Source organism: Rhizobium sp. TH135 (assembly GCF_002855515.1).
In the GTDB taxonomy this organism is placed as follows: Bacteria; Pseudomonadota; Alphaproteobacteria; order Rhizobiales; family Rhizobiaceae; genus Allorhizobium.
In genome coordinates, this window is the sequence record NZ_PKRP01000004.1 from 127,198 (window position 1) to 148,600 (window position 21,403).

Annotated in this window: 18 protein-coding genes and 1 riboswitch; of the genes, 5 read left to right on the forward strand and 13 right to left on the reverse strand. The window is 62.2% G+C overall.

The window, feature by feature from the left end:
- The 13 genes from hutH (C0V73_RS13350) to C0V73_RS13410 form a co-directional block, all read right to left on the reverse strand.
- A complete protein-coding gene (gene hutH / locus C0V73_RS13350; protein WP_102020498.1) occupies positions 1-1,536 on the reverse strand; it encodes a histidine ammonia-lyase in 1,536 nt (511 codons plus the stop codon).
- Positions 1,533-2,753, reverse strand: a complete 1,221-nt coding sequence (gene hutI / locus C0V73_RS13355; RefSeq protein ID WP_102020499.1) for an imidazolonepropionase — start codon at positions 2,751-2,753, stop codon at positions 1,533-1,535. The genes hutH (C0V73_RS13350) and hutI overlap by 4 nt, the downstream gene beginning before the upstream one ends.
- Positions 2,750-4,258, reverse strand: coding sequence for a histidine ammonia-lyase (gene hutH, locus C0V73_RS13360; protein ID WP_102020823.1), 1,509 nt, complete (start codon positions 4,256-4,258; stop codon positions 2,750-2,752). Before hutH (C0V73_RS13360) ends, hutI begins: the two co-directional genes overlap by 4 nt.
- Before the next feature lie 60 nt (positions 4,259-4,318).
- Positions 4,319-5,692: a formimidoylglutamate deiminase gene (gene hutF, locus C0V73_RS13365; protein ID WP_102020500.1), complete on the reverse strand. Its 1,374-nt coding sequence runs from the start codon at positions 5,690-5,692 to the stop codon at positions 4,319-4,321.
- Positions 5,693-5,806: 114 nt separating this feature from the next.
- Complete coding sequence (locus C0V73_RS13370) at positions 5,807-7,432, reverse strand: FGGY family pentulose kinase (protein WP_102020501.1); 1,626 nt, start codon at positions 7,430-7,432, stop codon at positions 5,807-5,809.
- Positions 7,425-8,132, reverse strand: a complete 708-nt coding sequence (locus C0V73_RS13375; RefSeq protein WP_102020502.1) for an HAD family hydrolase — start codon at positions 8,130-8,132, stop codon at positions 7,425-7,427. The genes C0V73_RS13370 and C0V73_RS13375 overlap by 8 nt, the downstream gene beginning before the upstream one ends.
- A 6-nt stretch (positions 8,133-8,138) precedes the next feature.
- Complete coding sequence (locus C0V73_RS13380) at positions 8,139-9,623, reverse strand: mannitol dehydrogenase family protein (protein ID WP_102020503.1); 1,485 nt, start codon at positions 9,621-9,623, stop codon at positions 8,139-8,141.
- A 34-nt stretch (positions 9,624-9,657) separates the two neighbouring features.
- Positions 9,658-10,434: an L-iditol 2-dehydrogenase gene (locus C0V73_RS13385; protein WP_102020504.1), complete on the reverse strand. Its 777-nt coding sequence runs from the start codon at positions 10,432-10,434 to the stop codon at positions 9,658-9,660.
- Positions 10,431-11,429, reverse strand: a complete 999-nt coding sequence (locus C0V73_RS13390) for an ABC transporter ATP-binding protein (protein ID WP_102020505.1) — start codon at positions 11,427-11,429, stop codon at positions 10,431-10,433. The genes C0V73_RS13385 and C0V73_RS13390 overlap by 4 nt, the downstream gene beginning before the upstream one ends.
- Before the next feature lie 12 nt (positions 11,430-11,441).
- Entirely contained in the window at positions 11,442-12,266 is an 825-nt protein-coding gene (locus tag C0V73_RS13395) for a carbohydrate ABC transporter permease (protein WP_102020506.1), read from the reverse strand.
- Positions 12,267-12,277: 11 nt separating this feature from the next.
- Entirely contained in the window at positions 12,278-13,150 is an 873-nt protein-coding gene (locus C0V73_RS13400; protein WP_102020824.1) for a sugar ABC transporter permease, read from the reverse strand.
- 143 nt (positions 13,151-13,293) lie between these two features.
- Positions 13,294-14,607, reverse strand: coding sequence for a sugar ABC transporter substrate-binding protein (locus C0V73_RS13405; protein WP_102020507.1), 1,314 nt, complete (start codon positions 14,605-14,607; stop codon positions 13,294-13,296).
- Positions 14,608-14,755: 148 nt separating this feature from the next.
- Positions 14,756-15,709 carry a sugar-binding transcriptional regulator gene (locus C0V73_RS13410; protein WP_102020508.1) on the reverse strand — a complete coding sequence of 318 codons (954 nt, stop codon included), beginning with the start codon at positions 15,707-15,709 and terminating at the stop codon, positions 14,756-14,758.
- 126 nt (positions 15,710-15,835) lie between these two features.
- On the opposite strand from C0V73_RS13410, the gene C0V73_RS13415 reads away from it, so the two are divergent.
- From C0V73_RS13415 to C0V73_RS13435, 5 genes are all read left to right on the forward strand, one after another.
- Positions 15,836-16,387, forward strand: a complete 552-nt coding sequence (locus C0V73_RS13415) for a DUF4142 domain-containing protein (RefSeq protein WP_102020509.1) — start codon at positions 15,836-15,838, stop codon at positions 16,385-16,387.
- A 270-nt stretch (positions 16,388-16,657) separates the two neighbouring features.
- Positions 16,658-17,974, forward strand: a complete 1,317-nt coding sequence (locus tag C0V73_RS13420; RefSeq protein ID WP_210200166.1) for an NAD(P)/FAD-dependent oxidoreductase — start codon at positions 16,658-16,660, stop codon at positions 17,972-17,974.
- Between the two features lie 105 nt (positions 17,975-18,079).
- A riboswitch (cobalamin riboswitch) is annotated at positions 18,080-18,313 on the forward strand.
- A 201-nt stretch (positions 18,314-18,514) separates the two neighbouring features.
- Complete coding sequence (locus C0V73_RS13425; RefSeq protein ID WP_102020511.1) at positions 18,515-19,309, forward strand: ABC transporter ATP-binding protein; 795 nt, start codon at positions 18,515-18,517, stop codon at positions 19,307-19,309.
- Positions 19,310-19,330: 21 nt separating this feature from the next.
- Positions 19,331-20,287 carry an ABC transporter substrate-binding protein gene (locus C0V73_RS13430; protein ID WP_102020512.1) on the forward strand — a complete coding sequence of 319 codons (957 nt, stop codon included), beginning with the start codon at positions 19,331-19,333 and terminating at the stop codon, positions 20,285-20,287.
- 69 nt (positions 20,288-20,356) lie between these two features.
- Entirely contained in the window at positions 20,357-21,352 is a 996-nt protein-coding gene (locus C0V73_RS13435; RefSeq protein WP_245407971.1) for an iron ABC transporter permease, read from the forward strand.
- Positions 21,353-21,403: the final 51 nt, after the last annotated feature.

Consider the following 21,403-nt stretch of genomic DNA (forward strand, 5'->3'; position numbering starts at 1 on the left):
TCAGCCCTCCAGCCCCGGCAACAAGCCGGTCGAGACGGCCGAAACCAGGGTGCCATCCGCAACTAGGCGACCGGCGGCCTCGAGATCGGGCGCCATGTAACGATCTTCCTCCAGGGTGGCGACATGGGCACGCAGGGTGGCGATCACTTGTCTCAGTTCCGGGCTTGTGTTCAGCGGACTGCGGAACTCCACGCCCTGTGCTGCCGTCAGCGCCTCGATCCCGATTATCGAGAAGAGGTTGTCCGTCATCTGCAGCAGGCGCCGCGCGCCATGGCAGGCCATCGAGACATGGTCTTCCTGATTGGCCGAAGTAGGCGTCGAATCGACAGAGGCCGGATGCGCCATCTGCTTGTTTTCGCTCATCAGTGCCGCCGACGTGACCTCCGCGATCATCAGACCGGAATTCAGCCCCGGCTTCTTGGCGAGGAAGGCCGGCAATCCATAGGAGAGCGCCGGATCGACCAGGAGCGCGATACGCCGCTGCGCGATAGCGCCGATTTCGCAGACGGCAATCGCGATCTGGTCTGCGGCGAAGGCCAGGGGCTCTGCATGGAAGTTGCCGCCAGAGACGACGCTCATGTCGGAGAGCACGAGTGGATTGTCGGTGACGGCATTCGCTTCGATCTCGAGCGTGCGCCCAGTCATGCGCAACAGATCGAGGCAGGCACCGTCGACCTGCGGCTGGCAGCGGATGCAATAGGGATCCTGTACCCGCTCGTCACCTTCCAGATGGCTTTCCCGGATGACGGAGCCGGCGAGCAGCCCACGCAAGGCGGCCGCCGTATCGATCTGGCCCTTATGGCCCCGCAGCGTATGAATGTCGGCGGTGAAAGGTGCCGAGGAGCCCATGGCCGCATCGGTCGAGAGCGCGCCGGTAATCAGTGCCGCCTGGGCGGCGCGATGGGCACGGAAGAGGCCGGCCAGCGCCAGCGCGGTGGAGGCCTGCGTGCCGTTGATCAGCGCCAGGCCTTCTTTGGCCGCAAGCACCACGGGCGTCAGCCCCGCGCGCTTCAGCGCCTCGACGCCAGAAAGCCGTTCGCCCTGAACGAAGGCTTCCGCCTCGCCCATCATCACGGCTGCCATATGGGCGAGCGGTGCAAGATCACCGGACGCCCCGACGGAGCCCTTTTCGGGAATGAGTGGGGTGACACCTTTCTCCAGCATGCCCTCGATGAGGCGAACCAGTTCGAGGCGGACGCCGGAGGCGCCACGACCAAGCGAAATCAGCTTCAGCGCCATTATCAGGCGCACGATATTGTCGGCCAGGGGCTGGCCCACGCCGCAGCAATGCGAAAGAATCAGATTGCGCTGCAGTGTCTCCGTGTCGGCCGCATCGATCTTGATCGAGGCGAGTTTGCCGAAGCCGGTATTGATGCCATAGACCGGCGCATTGCCGGCTGCGATTTCCGCAATACGCGCGGCGGCCTTCTCGATGCCGGCATCAAAGCTGCGGTCGAGTACGGCGCTTTCGCCGCTCCAGTAGATCTGCGCGAGTTCGGCGAGAGAGACGCGGCCGGGGTGAAGCGTAATAGTCACGACAGAATTCCTTTGGTGATGTGGCCGTTCCAGATGCGCTGATGCAGCGGATTGAAACCGATACGGTAGACGAGTTCCGCCGGGCTCTCGACCGACCAGATGGCAAGATCGGCCTGCTTGCCGACCTCGATGGTCCCGACCGTATCGAGACGCCCGAGCGCGCGGGCGGCATTGCGGGTGACGCCGAGAAGGCATTCCTCGACCGTCATGTGAAACAGTGTGGCGGCCATGTTCATGGTCAGCAGCAGCGAGGTCAGCGGCGAGGTGCCGGGGTTGCAGTCCGTCGCAAGCGCCATGGCAGTCTCGTGTTTGCGGAAGAGATCGATCGGCGGCTTCTTTGTCTCGCGGATGAAGTAGTAGGCGCCAGGCAGCAGCACCGCGACGGTTCCGGTCCGGGCCATCTCGGCTGCGCCGTTCTCATCTGTGTATTCGAGATGGTCGGCCGAAAGGCCCTGGTATTCGGCTGCAAGAGCCGCGCCCTGAAGGTTCGACAACTGATCCGCATGCAGCTTCACTGGAAGACCAAGCGAGCGGGCCTCATTGAAGACAAGCCGCATTTCGTCGGACGAAAAGGCTATGCCTTCGCAAAAACCGTCCACCGCATCCACCAGTACCTCCGCGTGCGCCGCCTTCAGACCCGGTAGCACCACCTCCTCGATGAAAGCGCGATTGCGGCCTTTGTAGTCGGCGGGGGTCGCATGGGCGCCGAGATAGGTCGTGGTGATGGCGACCTGTCGCTGCTCGGCCAGCTTCCGTGCGGCACGCAGCATCTTGAGTTCGTCTTCGACGGTCAGCCCATAGCCGGACTTGACCTCGACCGTGGTCACGCCCTCGGCGATCAGCGCATCGAGCCGGGGTAGCGTTTGCGAAACAAGATCCGCTTCGCTCGCCTCGCGCACCTGAAGCACCGAAGAGACAATGCCGCCGCCAGCGCGTGCGATTTCCTCGTAGGAAGCGCCGGCAAGCCGCATCTCGAACTCCCGGGCGCGGTTGCCGGCATGCACCAGATGTGTGTGGCAATCGATGAGGCCCGGCGTCACCCACCGACCCTCGCAGTCGATCACCTCGGCGCCAGCGGGGATCGCGACCTCGCGCGCCTCGCCCACTGCGACGATGCGCCCGCCATCGATCACCACCCTGCCACTCTCGATCACGCCGAGTCCGGGCTGGTCGGGCGCCATGGTCGCCAGTCGCGCATTGGTCAGAACCGTCGTCATGCGACCTCGCTTTCGGACCAGGAGGCTGTCGCCTTCAGCATTTGCTGAACTTTTCGGATCTCGATATTGAGAGGCCGATCATCTCGGTAGAAGGCGGTTTCGTGCCGCACACGTCGGTAGAGGGCCTCCGTCATCTCTGCCTTTGCGGCAGACGACGTCTGCAGATCATAGGCTTGTGCAGCGGCCGCAAGTTCGATCGCGAGAACTGTTTCGAGATTGTCGAGGATTGCCAGCGCCTTGGCCACGGCCGGCGTCGCATGAGTCAGGATATCCTCCTGCAGTGCCGAGGTGATCCCACCGTCGAGGCTCGCCGGCATGGCAAGGCGGCGGTTCTCCGCGACCAGTGCTGCAGCGGTATACTGGATGATCATGAAACCGGATTCCACGCCGCTTCCCGACGCAAGAAAGGCGGGCAGGCCGCTGACCAGCGGATTGACGAGCCTGTCGATACGCCGCTCTGAAATGGCTGCCAGTTCGGCGGCAGCCGTGGCGAGGCTATCCATCGCAAGTCCAAGTGCCGCGCCGACCGCATGCGCCTGCGAATGCACCTGCGGATCCGCGGGCGAGCCGCTGACGGCGGGGTTGTCGGTGACGCTCGCAAGCTCCCGGTCCACCACCGCACGCGCCTGGATCAGCGCGTCGCGCACGGCGCCATGCACATGCGGCACGGCCCGAAGGCTGAGCGGATCCTGCGTCCGCTTGCCAGCGGCTTCGGCAAGCAGCGGGCTACCGGCCAGAAGTCGCCGCAGGTTGTGGCCCACCTCCTGCAGTCCGTCGGACTTTCGCAGCGCAAGCGGCATTTCCGCGAAAGGATCGGCTTGCGCGCCGAGGTTCTCATAACTCATCGCCGCTGCGGCATCCGCCCAATCGAGTAGATGCGCAAGCCGTGTGACCGCAAGCGCTGCAAGCCCCGTGGCACACGGCGTGCCGTTGACCAGGCTCAAGCCTTCCTTGGCCTGGAGCACAAGGGGCTTCAACCCGAGGGCCTGCAGGGCTTCGCTTCCCGAAATGACATTTTCGGCATCTCGGCATTCACCTGCGCCGATCAGCACCAGGCCGATGGCGGCCGCGTGGGTCAGGTAACCGACGGAGCCACGGGACGGGATCAGCGGCAGCATGTCGTTGTTCAGAAGCGCGAGGAGGGTGTCAACGACGTCAAGCCGGATGCCGGAATAGCCATGTGCAAAATTGTTGATCTGCGCCGCCATGATCGCCCGCGTCTCGATCCGGCCGAGCGGTTCACCCACGCCACAAGCATGGCTGAACAGCAGATTACGAGACAGTGCCGACTGATCCTTGCGGTCGATGATCACATCGCACAAGGCGCCGACGCCGGTGTTGATGCCGTAGCCGCGGATTCCCCGATCGACCAGCGCCTCAACAATGGTACGGGCTGCGACGATGCGGCCTTGGGCGGTCTCGCCCAATTCGAGGCGTGCGCCACCCGCGATGGCACGGATCTCGTCGGCGGTGAGTGCCGTCTCAAGAACGATCGTGTCGGGCATCAGATCCTCCACTGCTGCGGCATGGGCGTTTCAATCTCGAGCTTTGATTAGTCGGCTACTTTAATTCGCAAGCGTCTTGAGGACCCGCTTGAAGTCCCGATCGATCGACTCTTCAAACCGGTGACGCCCCTGCTGGACGACGAACTCGCCCCCGACCATCACATCCCGGACCGCTTCGGATCCGAGCGCGAAGATCCAGCGATCAAGGATCTGATCTTCCCTGGCCGTCGCGATGAAGGGGTTTTCGCCGTCGAGCACCACGAGATCCGCCCGAGCACCGACACGGATGCCGGCAATCGCCAGACCCGCGGCCTGCGCGCCGCCTGCAAGGCTGGCCTCGAACAGGGTGCGACCAGCCGATGCCCCCGGACCGGAGACCAGGCGGTTGCGGCGACGATCGCGCAGCCTCTGGCCATATTCCAGCAGTCGCAATTCTTCGGCCACCGATGTAGCGACATGGCTGTCCGTGCCGATCCCGTATCGCCCGCCATGGCCGGCATAATCTGTGGCCGGGAAGATGCCATCGCCGAGATTGGCCTCTGTCGCCGGGCAGAGACCGGCTACGGCACCTGATGCGGCAAGGCGCGCCGTTTCATCCGGTGTCATGTGGGTGGCATGGATGGCGCACCAGCGCTGATCGGCGGGGAACTCATCGAGCAGATAGCTCACGGGCCGGCGCCCGCTCCAGGCAAGGCAATCTTCGACTTCACGTTCCTGTTCGGCCACATGAATATGGATGGGGCCGCCCGTCTGTTCAGAGGTGAGAACAGCGCGCATTTCATCCGGTGTTGCCGCGCGGAGGGAATGGATCGCGAGACCGAGCCGGGCGCCCGCGGTCCGGCATTCCGGCTCCAACCGTTCGAGCAGGCTAAGGAAACTGTCCACGCTCTGAATGAAAGGCTTCTGGCCGGCATTAGGCGCGATCCCGCCAAAGCCTGCATGCGCATAGAATACCGGCAGATGAGTCAGGCCGATCCCGGACGTGGCGGCTGCACGCAGGATACGAGCAGACATTTCCACTCCGTCGGATTTGCCAAGGTCCATCACCGCATGGTGGAAATAGTGAAATTCCACGACATGACCGAAGCCACCTTTCAGAAGTTCACTATACAACTTCGTTGCTACGACCTCGACGTCGTCGGGCGACATGCGATTGACCAGCCCATACATGGTCTCCCGCCAGGTCCAGAAGCTGTCATCCGTCGAACCCGCTTGCTCTGCAAGGCCGGCCATGGCGCGTTGAAAGGCATGGGAATGCAGGTTTTGCAAGGCCGGAACGACAGGTCCGGACAATCGGATCGAGTTTGCATCGCTGGCGCTGTCGGTCTTGATCGAGACGATCGTCCCGCTCGAATCGATGTCGATTTTCGTGTCGCGGGCCCAGCCCTGCGGCAGCAGAACACGTTCACAAAACAGCGTCTGAGGCGTCTTCATCCCGAAACCTTGTCAAGTTGTATAGGCAACATGGCAGGTTTCTGATTTGAGCGCAAGCGGGTGGTGGCACGGCTCGACAAAACGCAGCCTAGGACATTAGACCGCAGGTGCGGATCAGCTCACCCGGTGCACGACTGCCGTATTGGCCACGGGCGGCGAGGCGAGCGCCGCCAGTTCGTCCCGGTGCCGCATCATCGCTTTCAGCATTGCGTGGTCGCGCGAAAGCGCCGCCTGGCGCAACGGCGACGGCGGAAAATGGTTCATCGCAAACTGCATCGCCCTGCCGGCCTCCTCGACGGACGCAAACGCACCCGCCGCCACGGCGGCGTGCAGCGCACAGCCCAGGAGCACAGCGTCGCAATCCTTCGGCACGAGCACGTCACAGCCGGTCGCATCGGCATAGAGTTGCGACAGAAGCGGATGATCAGCCAATCCACCTGCAAGCAACAGTCGCTTCGGCTGGCCCGCACGGCGCGGCTGGCGCTCGATGATATGGCTGATGCTGCAGGCAAGTGCGACGCAACTGCGCCAATAGAGCTTGTGCAAGGATGTGAGGCTCTGATCGAGGTCCAGTCCGGCAATGGTTCCGGTCAGAAGCGGATCCGAGAGTGGCGAACGCGTCCCATGCAGGTCGGGCAGCACGGAGATGGGGAGACCGAAATCGGAGCCCTCCTCGGCGAGATGCTCGGAAATCGCGTCGAGGATCGCGCGGTGGCGCGCCTTCATCGGCGTGCCGCCGGCAGGATGCAGCTTCAGGATATGGTCGAGAAAGGCGCCTGAAGCAGATTGGCCGGCTTCTGTCAGCCAGAGCTCTGGGACGGCAGCGTCGCGAAAGCCGCCCCAGCAACCCGGACCGGAGATCGGCTCCTGGCTGAGCCTTACAATACAACTCGAAGTCCCCGCGATCAGCACGGCCTCTGCCGAGAAGGGCACCTCAGACCGCGCGCCTGCTGCAAAGAGCCCGACCGTCCCCGCATAAGCGTCGATGAGACCCGGCGCCACCAGACATTGTTCGTCGAGGCCGAGCTCACCAGCGCTCGTGGCCGTAAGCGTGCCGATGGCCTGCCCAGGCGGTTCCGATTGCGCCGGCAGGCCTGCCCGCTCCATGACATCACCGAGCCCAACAGCCCGGTAGTAGTCGAGCGGCGGTGTGCCGGGTGCTTCCGGCGTATAGCCCCACTTCGAAGCAAGCGCCGAATGGCTGCGCTTCCGTGAACCCGATGCGCGCCATGTCAGGTAATCGCAAAGATCGAAGATCTGCCCGCAACTGGCCCAGATGTCAGGGCGATGCGTCTTCAGCCAGAGCAGCTTCGGGATCTGCATTTCGACGGAGAGACGGCCACCGAAGCGGTCGAGAAGCGGATCGGCGACGGAGTTGCAGGCGTCCGTTTCGGCGATCGCCCGATGATCCATCCATAAAATCGTATCGAGGCCAGGGCTATCGGATGCCGAGATGGAAATCGGTTTCCCGACGGCATCCCTCACGACCAGCGAGCAGGTGGCATCGAAGCCGATGGCGAGCACGGATTCTCCGGCAACACCACTCTCGGCAAGCGCAGCGCGGACGGCCGAACAGACAGCAGCCCAGATCTCTTCGCTGTCCTGCTCCATGTGTTTTGGTAATGAATGGTGGACGCTGATCGGCACCACGCAACGGGCCAGCTGGCGACCGCTGAGATCAAACACCCCGGCTCGTGCACTGCCCGTGCCAACATCCACGGCCAAGAGGTGCTCACGCATCAGTCAGATCTTCCGGTCTCCTCACTCCGAGGACAAAGTGGAGCAAATTCTCCATGGCGTCAAACTGCGCATCTGGTTCAAGGAGCGCCAAAGCCTGCCCATAGCTGGCATGGTGGGTATGGGATCCGCCGGTGAAGGCAACGACTTTCATGCCGGCGGCCCGGGCGGCACTGATACCCGCGGGGCTGTCCTCGATGACGAGGCACGACTCGGGCGCGACCCCCATTGCCGCTGCCGCGTGCAGGAAGAGATCCGGCGCCGGCTTGCCATTCTTCACCATGGTGGCGCTGAAGATATGCGGCGCAAGCCGCGGCAGGAGCCCGGTGACGGAAAGCGAAAGCTCGATCCGTTCCCGCTGGCTGGAAGACGCCACGCAACAGTCGACATCGGTTGCCTTCAGCCCGTCAATGACAGCCGCCACGCCTGGCAAGGGTTTCAGTTCTGCACGGAAACGGGCGTAAAGCACCTCCCGCATGCCGGCGAGAAACGGCGGGTCGATTTCGACGCCGAATTCGGATCGAACGACATCGGTGAGCGAACCGAGACTGCGGCCCAGGAAGCGGTCTGCGGCTTCCCCGGTCGTCAGCGATATGCTCTTCTCGGCCAGCGCCTCGACGAGAACCTCCAACGCGATCCCCTCGCTGTCGACGAGAACCCCGTCACAGTCGAAGATCACGAGGCGGATCGGCTGCGGGTCCATGGTCACTCAGCTGGCAAGGGTTCCGTCGATATAGCTTTGCAGCGTAGCGGCGGCCCCACGGCTCCGCAAGCTGTCGATGGCTTCAGCGAAGCGCTTCTGAAAACGCGGATCGGAGCCGACAGAACCAAAGATGTCGGCAATCCCGATGAAGGCCATCGGATCGCTGCGGGACGCGAGAGCGGCCGTATGCAGGCGTTCAGCACTCGGGTCGTTGAAGGCGATCGTCTTGCCACCGTCGCTTGTGCCCTCGAAATAGCGGCACCAGAGAGCCGAGACGAGCGCGAGACCCTGCACATCTAGACCCTTGGCCAAGCGATCGGCGGTCGAAGGCAAGATGAACTTCGGCTGCCTGTTCGATCCGTCTTGCGCCAGTCGCGGAATGGTGTCGCCGATTTTCGGGTTGGAGAAGCGGTTCTCGATCAGGATGTAATAGTCCTGAAGGCTGGTGTTCGGCACCGGCGGCACGACGGGGATGATCTCCTCGTTCTCCAGCTTGGCGAGGAAGGCCCGGATCAACGGGTTTTCCATGGATTCATGCACGAAGTGGATGTCCATGAGCGCAGCTGGGTAGGCGATGGCGGCATGCCCGCCGTTCAGGATCCGCAGCTTCATCAGTTCGTAAGGGGCGACGTCAGGCACGAAGGTGACGCCAACATCTTCGAGCGCAGGACGGCCGAGTGGAAACTTGTCCTCCAGCACCCATTGCTTGAAGCCTTCGCAGAACACCGGCCAGCCATCTTCGATGCCGTAGCTGTCGCGCGTGATATCGATCTCCCGCTGCCCGGTGGCTGGCGTGATGCGATCGACCATGGAGTTCGGGAAGGCGACACTGTGGTGGATCCAGTCGGCAAATTCAGGATCCGAAAGGCGCGCAAGCCCGCAGACGGTCGCCTCTGTAACTTCGCCATTGCCCGGAATGTTGTCGCAGCACATCACGGTAAAGGCAGGGATCCCTGCTTCCCGGCGGGCCTTGAGGCCAGCAATAATCAGGCCGAAGACGGTCTTCGGATGGGCGGGGTCCTGCGCGTCAGCAACAATGGCGGGGTGTGTCGGATCAAACTTGCCAGTGGCCGCGTCGATGAAATAGCCGCCTTCCGTAATCGTCAAAGAGACGATGCGGATATCGGGTGAGGCGAGCGTCGCGATGATGCGGTCGAAATCCGGTGCCGTGATCACATCCAGCATCGGCCCGGTGATCGTGGCCGCCGAGCGATCGATGTCCTGCTCGACCACGGTCGTCAGGAAATCCTGGGCCTTGAGTGTGTCGCGCATCCGCTGGTCGGACGGCATGACGCCGGCGCCGATAATGCCCCAATCCAGGTCACGCCCCTTGTTGAATAGGTCATGCAGATAGATCGCCATATGCGCGCGGTGAAAATTGCCGACACCGAAATGCAGGATCCCGGGACGGATCTCGTCACGGCGATAGGAGGGCAGGGAAGCCCGATTGCCGATGTCATCAAGAGTTGCGAGCGAGAGTTTGGTCGTCATGGGTGCATTCCTTGGCTTGGGGCCGTGTGAGCCGTCAGCTCATCCAGTTTCCGCCGTCGACATTGTAGGTCTGGGCAACGATGTAGTCGGCGTCCGTCGAGGCGAGGAAGATCGCCATGCCGGTCAGGTCCTCCGCACGGCCCATGCGGCCGAAAGGAACCTCGGCGCCAACGAGCTTCTTCTTTTCGCCTAGCGGTCGGTTTTCATATTTGGCAAAGAGAGCATCGACCCCGTCCCAATGCTCGCCATCCACGACGCCGGGCGCGATCGCATTGACGTTGATGCCGTGCTTGATGAGATCGAGACCTGCAGACTGCGTGAGTGAAATGACGGCAGCCTTGGTCGCGCAGTAAACGGCGACCAGCCCTTCGCCACGCCGGCCCGCCTGGCTCGCCATATTGATGATCTTGCCACCCTGGCCTTTCGCGATCATCGATCGGGCAGCCGCCTGCATCATGAACAGCGTGCCGGCGACATTGATCGAGAAGAGACGGTCGTAGCTCGCTCGCGAGATCTCGACGATCGGTGCGAGGTCGAAGAGGGCAGCGTTGTTGATCAGAATGTCGAGGCCGCCTTGTCGCTCTTCGACGGCGCGGATGGCCGCCTCGATCGAGGCCTGGTCCGTCACGTCGAGCTTCACCGCGTAGGCCGCGGGTCCGATCTCGGAGGCCGTGCGGCTTGCCCGATCGAGATCGATGTCTGCGATGGCGACCGTGGCACCTTCTCGCACATAGGCCTCTGCAAAGGCGCGCCCGATGCCGCGTGCGGAGCCGGTGATAAGAGCGGATTTCCCGCTGAGACGCCCGCTCATTGTGCAAGCCCCTTGTCGTTGAATTTGTGCAGGCGCTCGAGATCCGGCGTCACATAGACGGTGTCGCCGTGCCGAACCGGGAACTCGCCGCCGGTGCGTGTGGTGATCGTGCCAACGCCGTTCACCTGCACATGCAGGAAGGTGTCGGAACCGAGATGCTCGGCAACCGTGACGAGGCCGCGCCACATGCCCTCTGTTGTCGACAGCGTGACATGCTCTGGCCGGATGCCGATCGTGTGGGCGCCATGAGAGGCCGCCGCCTGCCCGGAAATCAGGTTCATCTTCGGCGAGCCGATGAAGCCGGCGACGAAGAGGTTGGCCGGGCTGCGATAGAGTTCGAGCGGTGAGCCCACCTGCTCGATGCGCCCCTTGTTGAGGACCACGATCTTGTCGGCCATGGTCATGGCTTCCACCTGGTCATGGGTCACGTAGATCGAAGTGGCCTTCAGCTTCTGGTGTAGTTCGGTGATCTCGAGGCGCATGGCGACGCGCAGTGCCGCATCGAGGTTGGACAGCGGTTCGTCAAACAGGAAGCAGCGCGGATTGCGCACGATCGCACGGCCGATGGCCACACGCTGGCGCTGACCGCCGGAGAGCTGGCCCGGCCGGCGCTCAAGATAGTCGGTGAGGTTGAGGATGCGGGCAGCCTCCTCGACCTTGCGGTTGATCTCGGCCGGATCGATCTTCGCCATCTTCAGCGGGAAGCCGATGTTCGAGCGCACGCTCATATGCGGATAAAGGGCGTAGGACTGGAAGACCATGGCCAGCCCACGCTGGGCCGGCGGCGTCTGTGTCTGGTCCTTGCCGTCGATCAGGATGCGTCCGCCGGTCGCGTCTTCGAGACCCGCGATCAGCCGCAGAAGTGTGGACTTGCCGCAGCCGGAAGGACCGACGAAGACGACGAACTCACCGTCGTTGATCTCAAGGTCGATCCCCGGGATGACCGCATGCTCGCCGAAAGACTTGGAGAGCTGTTCGAGTTTGATGCTGCCCATGGTCGGGTTTCCTTACTTGACGGCGCCGAAGGTGAGGCCGCGCACGAGTTGTTTCTGGCTGAACCAGCCCAGGATGACGATCGGCGCGATCGCCATCGTCGAGGCAGCCGACAGCTTCGCCCAGAACAGTCCTTGCGGACTGGAGAAGGAGGCGATGAAGGCCGTCAGCGGTGCCGCATTGGTGGTGGTGAGGCGGATCGTCCAGAAGGCTTCGTTCCAGGCCAGGATGATGTTGAGGAGGAGCGTCGAGGCGATGCCGGGCAGAGCCATCGGCGTCAGCACATAGACGATTTCGTTGAAAAGCGAGGCGCCGTCCATGCGTGAGGCTTCGAGGATCTCGCCCGGAATCTCACGGAAATAGGTGTAGAGCATCCAGATGACGATCGGCAGGTTGATCAGCGTCAGCATGATTGTGAGGCCGATGCGGGTGTCGAGAAGGCCGAAGTCCCGGAACAGCAGGTAGATCGGCACGAGCACGGCGACCGCCGGCATCATCTTGGTGGAGAGCATCCACATCAGGATGTCCTTGGTCCGCTTGGTCGGCGAGAACGCCATGGCCCAGGCAGCGGGTATGCCGACGAAGAGTGCGAGGATCGTCGAGCCGACCGACAGGATCACGGAGTTCATGAACGGCTTGATGTAATCGCGCTGCGTCTGGACGGTCACGTAGTTCTCGAACGTGAAAGTCGGGATCAGGTCGAAGCCCTGGATCGCTTCCGTCTCGGTCTTCACGCTGGTGATCAGCGTGTAGAGGATCGGGAAGAAGATTACCGAGGCAGCGATCCAGGCGAGGATCGTGAAGATGATCTTGCGGCGGGGACTTGTGGCACGGGCCATGGTCGATCTCCTTACCGGTCCAGGTTCTTGCCGACGGCGCGCATCAGGAAGATCGCGACGAGGTTCGCCAGGATGACGGCGATGATTCCACCCGCAGAGGCTCCGCCAACGTCGTAGCCGAGAAGTGCCGTGCGGTAGATGAGGAAGGCGAGGTTGGTCGAGGCATAACCGGGCCCGCCATTGGTGGTGACGAGGATTTCCGCATAGACGCCGAGCAGGAAGATCGTCTGGATCAGGATGACCACGGTGATGGCGCGGGCGAGATGTGGCACGGTCAGATAGATGAACTTGTCGATGAACCGCGCGCCGTCCATTTCAGCCGCTTCCTGCTGCTCGCCATCCAGCGACTGTAGAGCGGTCAGAAGAATGAGCGTCGCAAAAGGCAGCCACTGCCAGGCAACGATGATGATGATCGAGAGAAGCGGGTATTGCGCGAACCAGTCGACGGGTGTCAGGCCCAGAGCCCGGTTGATGTCCGCGAGCACGCCGTAGCCGGGATGCATGATCATGTTCTTCCAGATCAGCGCCGCGACCGGCGGCATGACGAAGAACGGTGAGATCACCAGAATCCGCACGATCCCCTGTCCGAACATCGGCTGGTCGAGCAGCATGGCCAGCAGAATGCCGCCGACGATGGTAATGAACAGCACGCCGCCGACGATCAGCAGCGTGTTCCAGATGGACTGGAAGAAGGCCGGATCGGTGTAGAAATAGCGGTAGTTGAACAAACCGCCGAAGCTGACATTGGCTGGGTTCAGCAGGTTGTAGTTCTGGAACGAGAACCACAGCGTCATCGACAGTGGAACGATCATCCAGATCAACAGAAGCCCGACGGACGGAGCCATCATAAGACGGGCGAGAGTGCGTGTGTTTTGAGTAGCCATGGTGAAGCTCGCCTGATGGTCGCCAGGGACGAAGGTCCGGGAACCCGTTGGAGGCAAAGTGACGACGACCGGCATTGGCCGCAAGCGGTCGAGGCCTATCCTGCCCGGATCGCGATCCGGGCAGGTGGGTTCGGGAGGGTGTATTACTTGATGTAACCGCCGCGGGTCATTTCACGTTCGGTCAGGCTCTGAGCCTGGGCAAGCGCGTCATCGACCGACATCTGGCCCGCAAGTGCTGCCGAGAAGAGCTGGCCTACGGAAGTACCAAGGCTCTGGAACTCGGGGATGGCCACGAACTGCACGCCGACATAAGGCACCGGCTTGACGGTCGGGCTCTTCGGGTCAGCTGCGTTGATCGAGTCGAGGGTCATCTTCGCGAACGGAGCTGCCTTCTGGTATTCCGGGTTCTCATAGAGAGAGGTCCGCGTACCCGGGGGAACGTTGGCCCAGCCTTCCTTGGAAGCAACGAGCTCGGCATAGGCCTTGCCGGTTGCCCAGCCGATAAACTTTTCAGCCGAAGCGGACTTCTGCGAACCGGCCGGGATGGCGAGGTTCCAGGCCCACAGCCAGTTGCCGCGCTTGCCAAGGCCGGTGTCGGGAGCCAGCGCAAAACCGACCTTGTCGGCGACCGTCGAGTCCTTCGGGTTGGTGACGAAGGAAGCAGCGACCGTGGCATCGATCCACATGCCGCACTTGCCCTGCTGGAACAGCGCGAGGTTTTCGTTGAAGCCGTTCGACGAGGCGCCCTGCGGGCCGGCGTCGTTCATCAGCTTGACGTAGAAGTCGAGCGTGTTCTTCCATTCCGGCTGGTCGAACTGCGGCTTCCAGTTCTCGTCGAACCAGCGGGCGCCGAAGGCGTTCGACGTGGCCGTCAGGAATGCCATGTTCTCGCCCCAGCCGGCCTTACCACGAAGGCAGATGCCGTTGATGTCGTTGGCGCGGTCGGTCATCTTGCGGGCAGCGTCGGCCACGAATTCCCAGGTCGGGGCATCTGGCATGGTGAGGCCGGCCTTCTCCATCAGGTCCTTGCGGTACATGATGAAGGAAGACTCGCCGTAGAACGGTGCAGCATAAAGCTTGCCGTCGTCGCCGGTCAGACCCGAGCGGATCGCCGGCAGAAGGTCGTCGACGTCATAGTCGGCGCCAAGGTTTTCGAGCGGCAGCAGCCAGCCCTGCTTGGCCCAGATCGGAACTTCATAAGTGCCGATCGTCATGATGTCGTACTGGCCACCTTTCGTCGCGATGTCGGTCGTGACGCGCTCGCGCAGAACGTTCTCCTCAAGCGTGACCCATTCGACCTGGATATCGGGGTTCGCCGTGGTGAATTCGGAAGTCAGGCCCTGCATGCGGATCATATCGCCGTTGTTCACGGTCGCGATCGTCAGGGTTTCGGCCGAAGCCATGCCGGCAAGCGCCAGCGCCGAGCATGCGCCCAGCAGAATCGTCTTCAATGTCATGTCTTCCTCCCAGAAGAAAAATGAGCATTCGCTTTGCTCATGGGCAATTACTCACTCTGTGCGCGAAAAATGTCAATCGGGATTCCATGCTGCGATGCGGCATGAACCCGTTAAGCCTCAGATCTCAAATTGAAAATTTTAGCGGCTGCTAGCTGGCAAGGAGATGCCGCGCCGCCTCTTCGTCCGTGATCAAGCCGTTGATATGACCACCCCGGACAGCTGCGAGGATCGCCGGATGCTTGCGGCGACCCCGTGCAAGACCCACGACCGTCGATGTTTGGCGGGAAGGGATCTCGAGGCTTGCGACCCGCTCATTGACCGGATGTTTCAACAAGGTGCCGTCCTCACCGAAGATCCAGCCGCAGATCTCTCCCACCGCGCCTGCCTGAAGCAGATCCTGCATTTCATCGCGTTTCAGGAAGCCATCGACGAGCAGCGGTGCGCTCATGTTCATTTCGCCGATGCCGACGAAAGCGACGCCAGAATGCTGGGCGAGTGCGATTGTCGGCGCAACGAGAGGCTGGTTGTGTAGCAGCTCCCGCTCTGCAGGAGAGGACACGATGACCGGCAGTGGCATCGGGAAATGCGGTGCCTTGATCGCGTCAGCCATCGAAAAGATGACGTTGAAATAGGCGGCCGACCCGTCCGGACTGATATTCCCGGTCAGCGAAACGATCTTGTGCTGCGGACATTCCATCGGCGACAGCTGGTCGATCATGGCGCGCAGTGTGCGGCCCGTGCCCATGGCAATCACCAGCGGGTCGGGTTGTTTGAGCCAGCGTTCGAGCTGCGCAGCGCCTGCCTCCGCGACGCCCACAGTCGCCGATTCCGAAGCCGGGTCGGATGGCACGATCTCGACCTCCTTAAGGCCGAACTTCTTCTGCAGCGCTTCCGCAAGCTCGAGGCACGCCGCGATCGGGTGGTCGAGCCGAACCTTGATCAGCTTTTCCGCAATCGAAAGTGAGACCAGCCGCTGGGCGCTTTGCCGCGAAATGCCCATGGACGCAGCGATTTCATCCTGTGTCCGCCCGGCGACATAGTAGAGCCAGCCGGCCCTTGCTGCATCGTCCAGTCTCGTCTGCCCCTCGCCACGCCGTGCCATGAAGTCTCCTCTCCGTATGGAACAGTGCTGCCAATTTTGCCGAGCCCTGTCAAATCGGCGCCCGGCATGCCCGTTTGGGAACGCTCGCGGCTTTGAACGGTTGGTCAGGGGAAAAAGGATGACACCATGACCCCGAAAATGACGCTCGCCATCATCTTGCTGACTTGCTCCACCGCGGCTTATGCCCAAGAGAGCACGCCTGCCCAGCAACTCACGCCTGCGACCACTCCGAGCCAGGCCGCCACGACCCTTGCCCCCGACCCAGCGGGCTTCGCCAAGGAGGCTGCTGCGGCCAATGCCTTCGCAATCCTGTCGTCCGAGGTGGCGCTTCGTCGGGGGCTTTCAACCGAGGTAAAGACGTTTGCCCAAACGATGATCGACGACCATCGCCGCGCCCAGAGGGAGCTTCACGATTCGGCCAAGTCCGACAATGTCAGCCTGTCCGAAGACCTTTCCATGGAGCAGAGGCAGACATTGCTGGCGCTGGAACAGGCGGAAGAGAGCCAGTTCGACAGTGCCTATCTCTCCGCACAGATGAAGGCCCATGATCAGGCGATCCAATTGCTTGGCTCCTACGCCGCCGATGGGCCTCCCGGTGGTTTGAAGACCTATGCCACGGCCCATTATCCCGCCGTCCGAAACCACATGGTGCGCGCTCAGTCTTTGACCAGTCAGTAAGTGCACGCAGAATTTAGGGGTATCAAATCATCTCCCTAACCACAGCAAAGAGAACCCCGCCACTGGCGGGGTTCAGGTGGGCGCCCTTGGGACGGGCGGCCGGGGGAGGTTGGGGGGAGGGAACAAAAGCAATGCAGCAGAAAAACGGGTAGGCGCGGACATTGTTCCATCATCGGAACAATGATTTTTGAGCTATTGCATCGCGTCATTCGAAGAGGAACATTTGCGTGTCCCTCCGGTTTGTCGTGGGGGCAGGACCAAGAGGTGATGATGGAAAACGGAACGGAACCCACGAAAAGACCACATGTGGTGATCGTCGGGGCCGGCTTCGGCGGCCTCGCCTGCGCCCAGGCTCTGGGCAATACGGCAATCGACGTGACGGTCATCGATCGCCGCAATCACAACCTCTTCCAGCCGCTTCTCTATCAGGTCGCAACGGCGGCCTTGTCGCCGGCAGACATCTCCGAACCGATTCGGCGCACACTGGGTCGCTACGACAACATCCACGTGGTCATGGCCGAGGTCGTGTCGGTCGATGCGCACGCACGGGCGGTCATGCTGAAAGACGGCGGATCGATCCACTTCGATCGCCTGGTGCTCGCCACCGGCTCCACCTACAACTACTTCGGGCATGACGACTGGCAGCAGCATGCACCGGGTCTCAAATCCATCCACGAAGCCCGCGACATCCGTCACAGGCTGCTCCTTGCTTTCGAAAGGGCGGAGCGGAGTAGCGACGAGGCCGAGAAGCGCCGACTTTTGACCAGTGTGGTGATCGGCGGCGGACCGACAGGTGTCGAAATGGCGGGCGCGATCTCTGAACTCGGCCGCTTCATGATCGCCCAGGATTTCCGCAAGCTGCATGCCGATCAATTGACGGTCCTGCTGGTCGAGGCCGGGCCGAGAATTCTATCCACCTTCCCGGAGCCCCTCTCGCAATACGCCTCCGAATACCTCGCCGGGATCGGTGTCGATATCCGCCTCAATACGCCTGTCGAAGACATCACCGCGGAGGGCGTTCAGGTTGACGGCACGTTCCTCCCCGCGAGCTGCATCGTCTGGGGTGCGGGCGTGAAAGCCTCCCCGGCCGCCGAATGGCTGGGCATCGAGCCGGCAGCCGGCGGTCGCTTGCCCGTGGCGCCCGATCTTTCGGTTGTCGATAAGCCCGGCATCTATGCCCTCGGCGATACGGCGCTTGCGGTCGGCGAAGATGGCAAACCGATGCCGGCCCTCGCGCAGGTGGCAAAACAGCAGGGAACGTTTCTCGGCCGTGCGCTGAAAGCCAGCCTCCTGTCAGGAAAGCCCATTCCCACGTTCCACTTCCACAATCGCGGTAACACCGCAGTCATCGGGCGCAATGCCGCCATCTTCGATTTTGGCTCCTGGCAGCTCAAGGGCCGCATCGCCTGGCTCCTCTGGGCCCTTGTTCACGTCTATCTTCTGGTCAATTTCGAAAAGAGGCTGCTGGTCAGCATCCAGTGGATCTGGCGCTATTCCACCCGCCAGAGAGGCGCGCGCGTCATCGACGAGAAGGCAGTCTCTGCCGTCCTGCCGGAAGCGGCTGCCGAGGATAGAACAACCACCTGATATCGGGACCCAGTTTAAGGGTGGACAGGGTCAACGTTGTTCGCTAAATGTAATGGTATTACATAACTTAGAGGATTAGAGGCTTGACCGGCGGGGTCTGCAGATCTTATGCAAGCAGGTGACGGTTCCCTCAACGGATGACTCCGAAGGGGATTAATAGGGAACACGGTGCGGAAGACCCAAAAGGGACCAAGACCGTGGCTGCCCCCGCAACTGTAAGCGGATTGCTGTCCATTCTCGCGGCGTTCACACGCCGGGCCACTGCGGGTCACCGTGGGAAGGCAAATGGAAAGCGTATATCCGCAAGCCAGGAGACCTGCCGTCAAGCGATGAAACCGAAGCGGACGGGGTGTTCCGATGGATACGAACTGGCTTTTGCACAGCGCCCTCAGGCGCGCCGAACACATGCCATTTTGCCTCCGGAGAAATCCTGCGGAGGACTGGCATGCATTTCCGTCTCGATCATGAGCCGCTCAGGCTTGGATCCAAGCTCGCCCATGGCGTGACCGCTGGCCGTAGCTCCCCTGCGGAGGTGCGCCGATGAGTTGTAGCAGCAAAGGGTGCCCTATCCGGGTCACGGATCTCGGCTGGGGTCCGAAATCATCCCATTTTCTGGTTCGTGACGTCTCGTTTGCGCTCGACGCCGGCGACCGGTTGGCGATCGTCGGCCCGAATGGCGCCGGCAAGACGACCTTGCTCCGCTGCCTGTATCGCGGCGTCTCTCCCCTGGAAGGCCGCGTCGAAGTGGACGGCCAGGATATCTGGTCCATGAGTGCCCGCCAGGTTGCACGGCGCGTCGCTGTCGTCCTGCAGGAAATGCCTGGCGATTTCCCCTTCACGGTCCGCGACGTGGTGATGATGGGCCGCGTTCCCTGGCGCGAGGGCCTTTCTGGCTGGAATGACCAGGACAGAGCCGAAGCCGAACACGCCCTCGACCATCTCGATCTTCTTCGTCTGGCCAACCGCCAGTTCTCGACCCTCTCGGGCGGCGAAAAGCAGCGTGTTCTGGTGGCGCGTGCACTCGCCCAGAAGCCGGAGATCCTGATTCTCGACGAACCGACCAACCATCTGGACATCCGCCACCAGCTCGAAATCCTCGATCTGCTGGGCGCGCTCAATCTGACGATCATCACGACGTTGCACGACATCAATCTGGCGGCCGAATTCGCAAGCCATGTCGCACTGATGCATGGCGGCCGCATGAGCGCCTTCGGGGCACCGGAGGCGGTACTGACCGAACAGGCCCTGTCAGGGACCTTCGGTGTGCTCGCCGCGCGCCAGCAGGCGGAAGGTCTTCGCGCGCACCGTTTTTCTTTCTCACTTGCTCTGAACTGATTTCGAAAGGACCCCGATACCATGGCCAACCGTTTTCTCCTGTCCGCCGCTCTCTTCGCATCGGTCTTCACGGCGTCTTCCGCCTTCGCCTATCCGGTCACGGTCAAGAGCTGCGGTCGCGACGTCACGTTCGAAGCAGCGCCCGCCCGTGCCATCTCCAATGACGTCAACCTGACCGAGATGATGCTCGCCTTGAAACTGCAGGATCGCATGGTCGGCTACACAGGCATCTCCGGCTGGAAGACGCTGGATGAGGGGCTGCGCGAAGGCGTGAAGGAACTGCCGGAGCTTTCGCCGAAATATCCGACTAAGGAAGTGTTGCTGAACGCCGATGCCGATTTCTACTTCGCCGGCTGGAACTATGGCATGAAGGTCGGTGGCGAAGTGACCCCCGAGACGCTCGAACCCCTGGGCATCAAGGTCTACGAACTGACCGAATCCTGCATTCACATCATGGCCAAGAACAAGCCGACGATGGACGATATGTTCGCGGACCTGCTCAATCTCGGCAAGATCTTCGGTGTCGAGCAGCGTGCTGAAGAACTGGTCGCCGGCTATCGTAAGCAGCTCGATGAGATCACCACGCGGATCGGCGGCATCGAGAAGCCTGTGCGCGTCTTCGTCTATGATTCCGGTAGCGAGAAGCCCTTCACCTCTGGCCGCTTCGGCATTCCGACTGCGATGATCGAGGCTGCAGGCGGCGTCAACGTCATGGATGATGTGGAGAAGAGCTGGACCGAGGTTTCCTGGGAGCCCGTCATCGAACGCAATCCGGAAGTGATCGTCATCGTCAACTACGGCGATGTGACCGCCGAGCAGAAGATCGCCTTCATGAAGGAGACCCCTGCCTTCAAGAACCTCGACGCCGTCAAGCAGGACCGCTTCGTCGTGCTGGAATATGTCGAGGCGACGCCTGGTCCGCGCAACGTCCAGGCCATCGGCCGCCTGGCAGACGCCTTCCACCCGCGCAACATGTGATCGCTGAGGCGGGGCTGATCTTCGGCCCCGCCCGCAAGCACTACCAAAGGCAGCATGATGCACGGTCGCATGTTTCTCTGGACAGGTCTGGCGCTCGTGCTGCTTGCCCTGTGCCTCACGGCAGGCGTTTCACTGGGGTCCGCCGCCATCCCGGCTGAAACGGTCTGGTCGATCCTGGTCAACAAGCTGGTCCCCGGCACTTTCGAGCCGACATGGTCTACGGGCCGCGAGAGCATCGTCTGGGACGTGCGCTTTCCCCGCGCCATCCTCGCCGGTCTCGTCGGTGCCGGTCTGGCGACAGTCGGTGCCGTCTTGCAGGCTGTGACCCGCAATCCGCTCGCCGACCCCCATCTTCTCGGCGTGTCCTCAGGCGGGGCGCTCGGAGCGATCATCGCCCTGCTTCACACCGGCCTGATTTTCGGCCTGGTCACTGTCCCCCTCTTCGCCTTCGTCGGCTCGCTGCTCGCAACGCTCGCCGTGGTCGCCGTGACGCGCTTCACCGGTGCCGGAGCTGACCGCCTGGTGCTGACGGGCGTGGCAATCGCGTTCGTTGCGACGTCGCTCGGTAATCTTGCGATCTTCCTGGGCGATCCCCGGGCCGCCCATACGGTGGTCTTCTGGATGCTGGGCGGCCTTGGCCTCGCCCAATGGTCGCATCTCATCTATCCCTTGATCGTGCTGGCCGCCTGCCTCGTCTTCCTGGTCGTCCGCGCCCGTGAAATCAATGCAATGGCCATGGGGGACGAAACGGCAGCGACCCTCGGTGTTCCCGTTGCCCGCTTCCGGGCCGAACTCTTCATCGCCACCGCTCTGTTGACCGGCGTCATGGTCGCCTTCTCCGGCGCAATCGGCTTCGTCGGTCTGCTCGTTCCGCATTTCGTCCGGCTGACCGCTGGCAGTGACAACATCCGCGTCATCCCACTATCGGCGCTCGCCGGCGCGGTCATCCTGATCCTCGCCGACATTGTTTCGCGCACGATCATGGCCCCGGAAGATGTGCCGATCGGTGTCATCACCGGTCTCGCCGGAGGTCTGGCTTTCATACTCCTCCTGCGCCGGAGATAGTTTCGGTCTCGGCTATTGCTCATGTTTCGTTTTTGCCTAGACTGAAGAAAA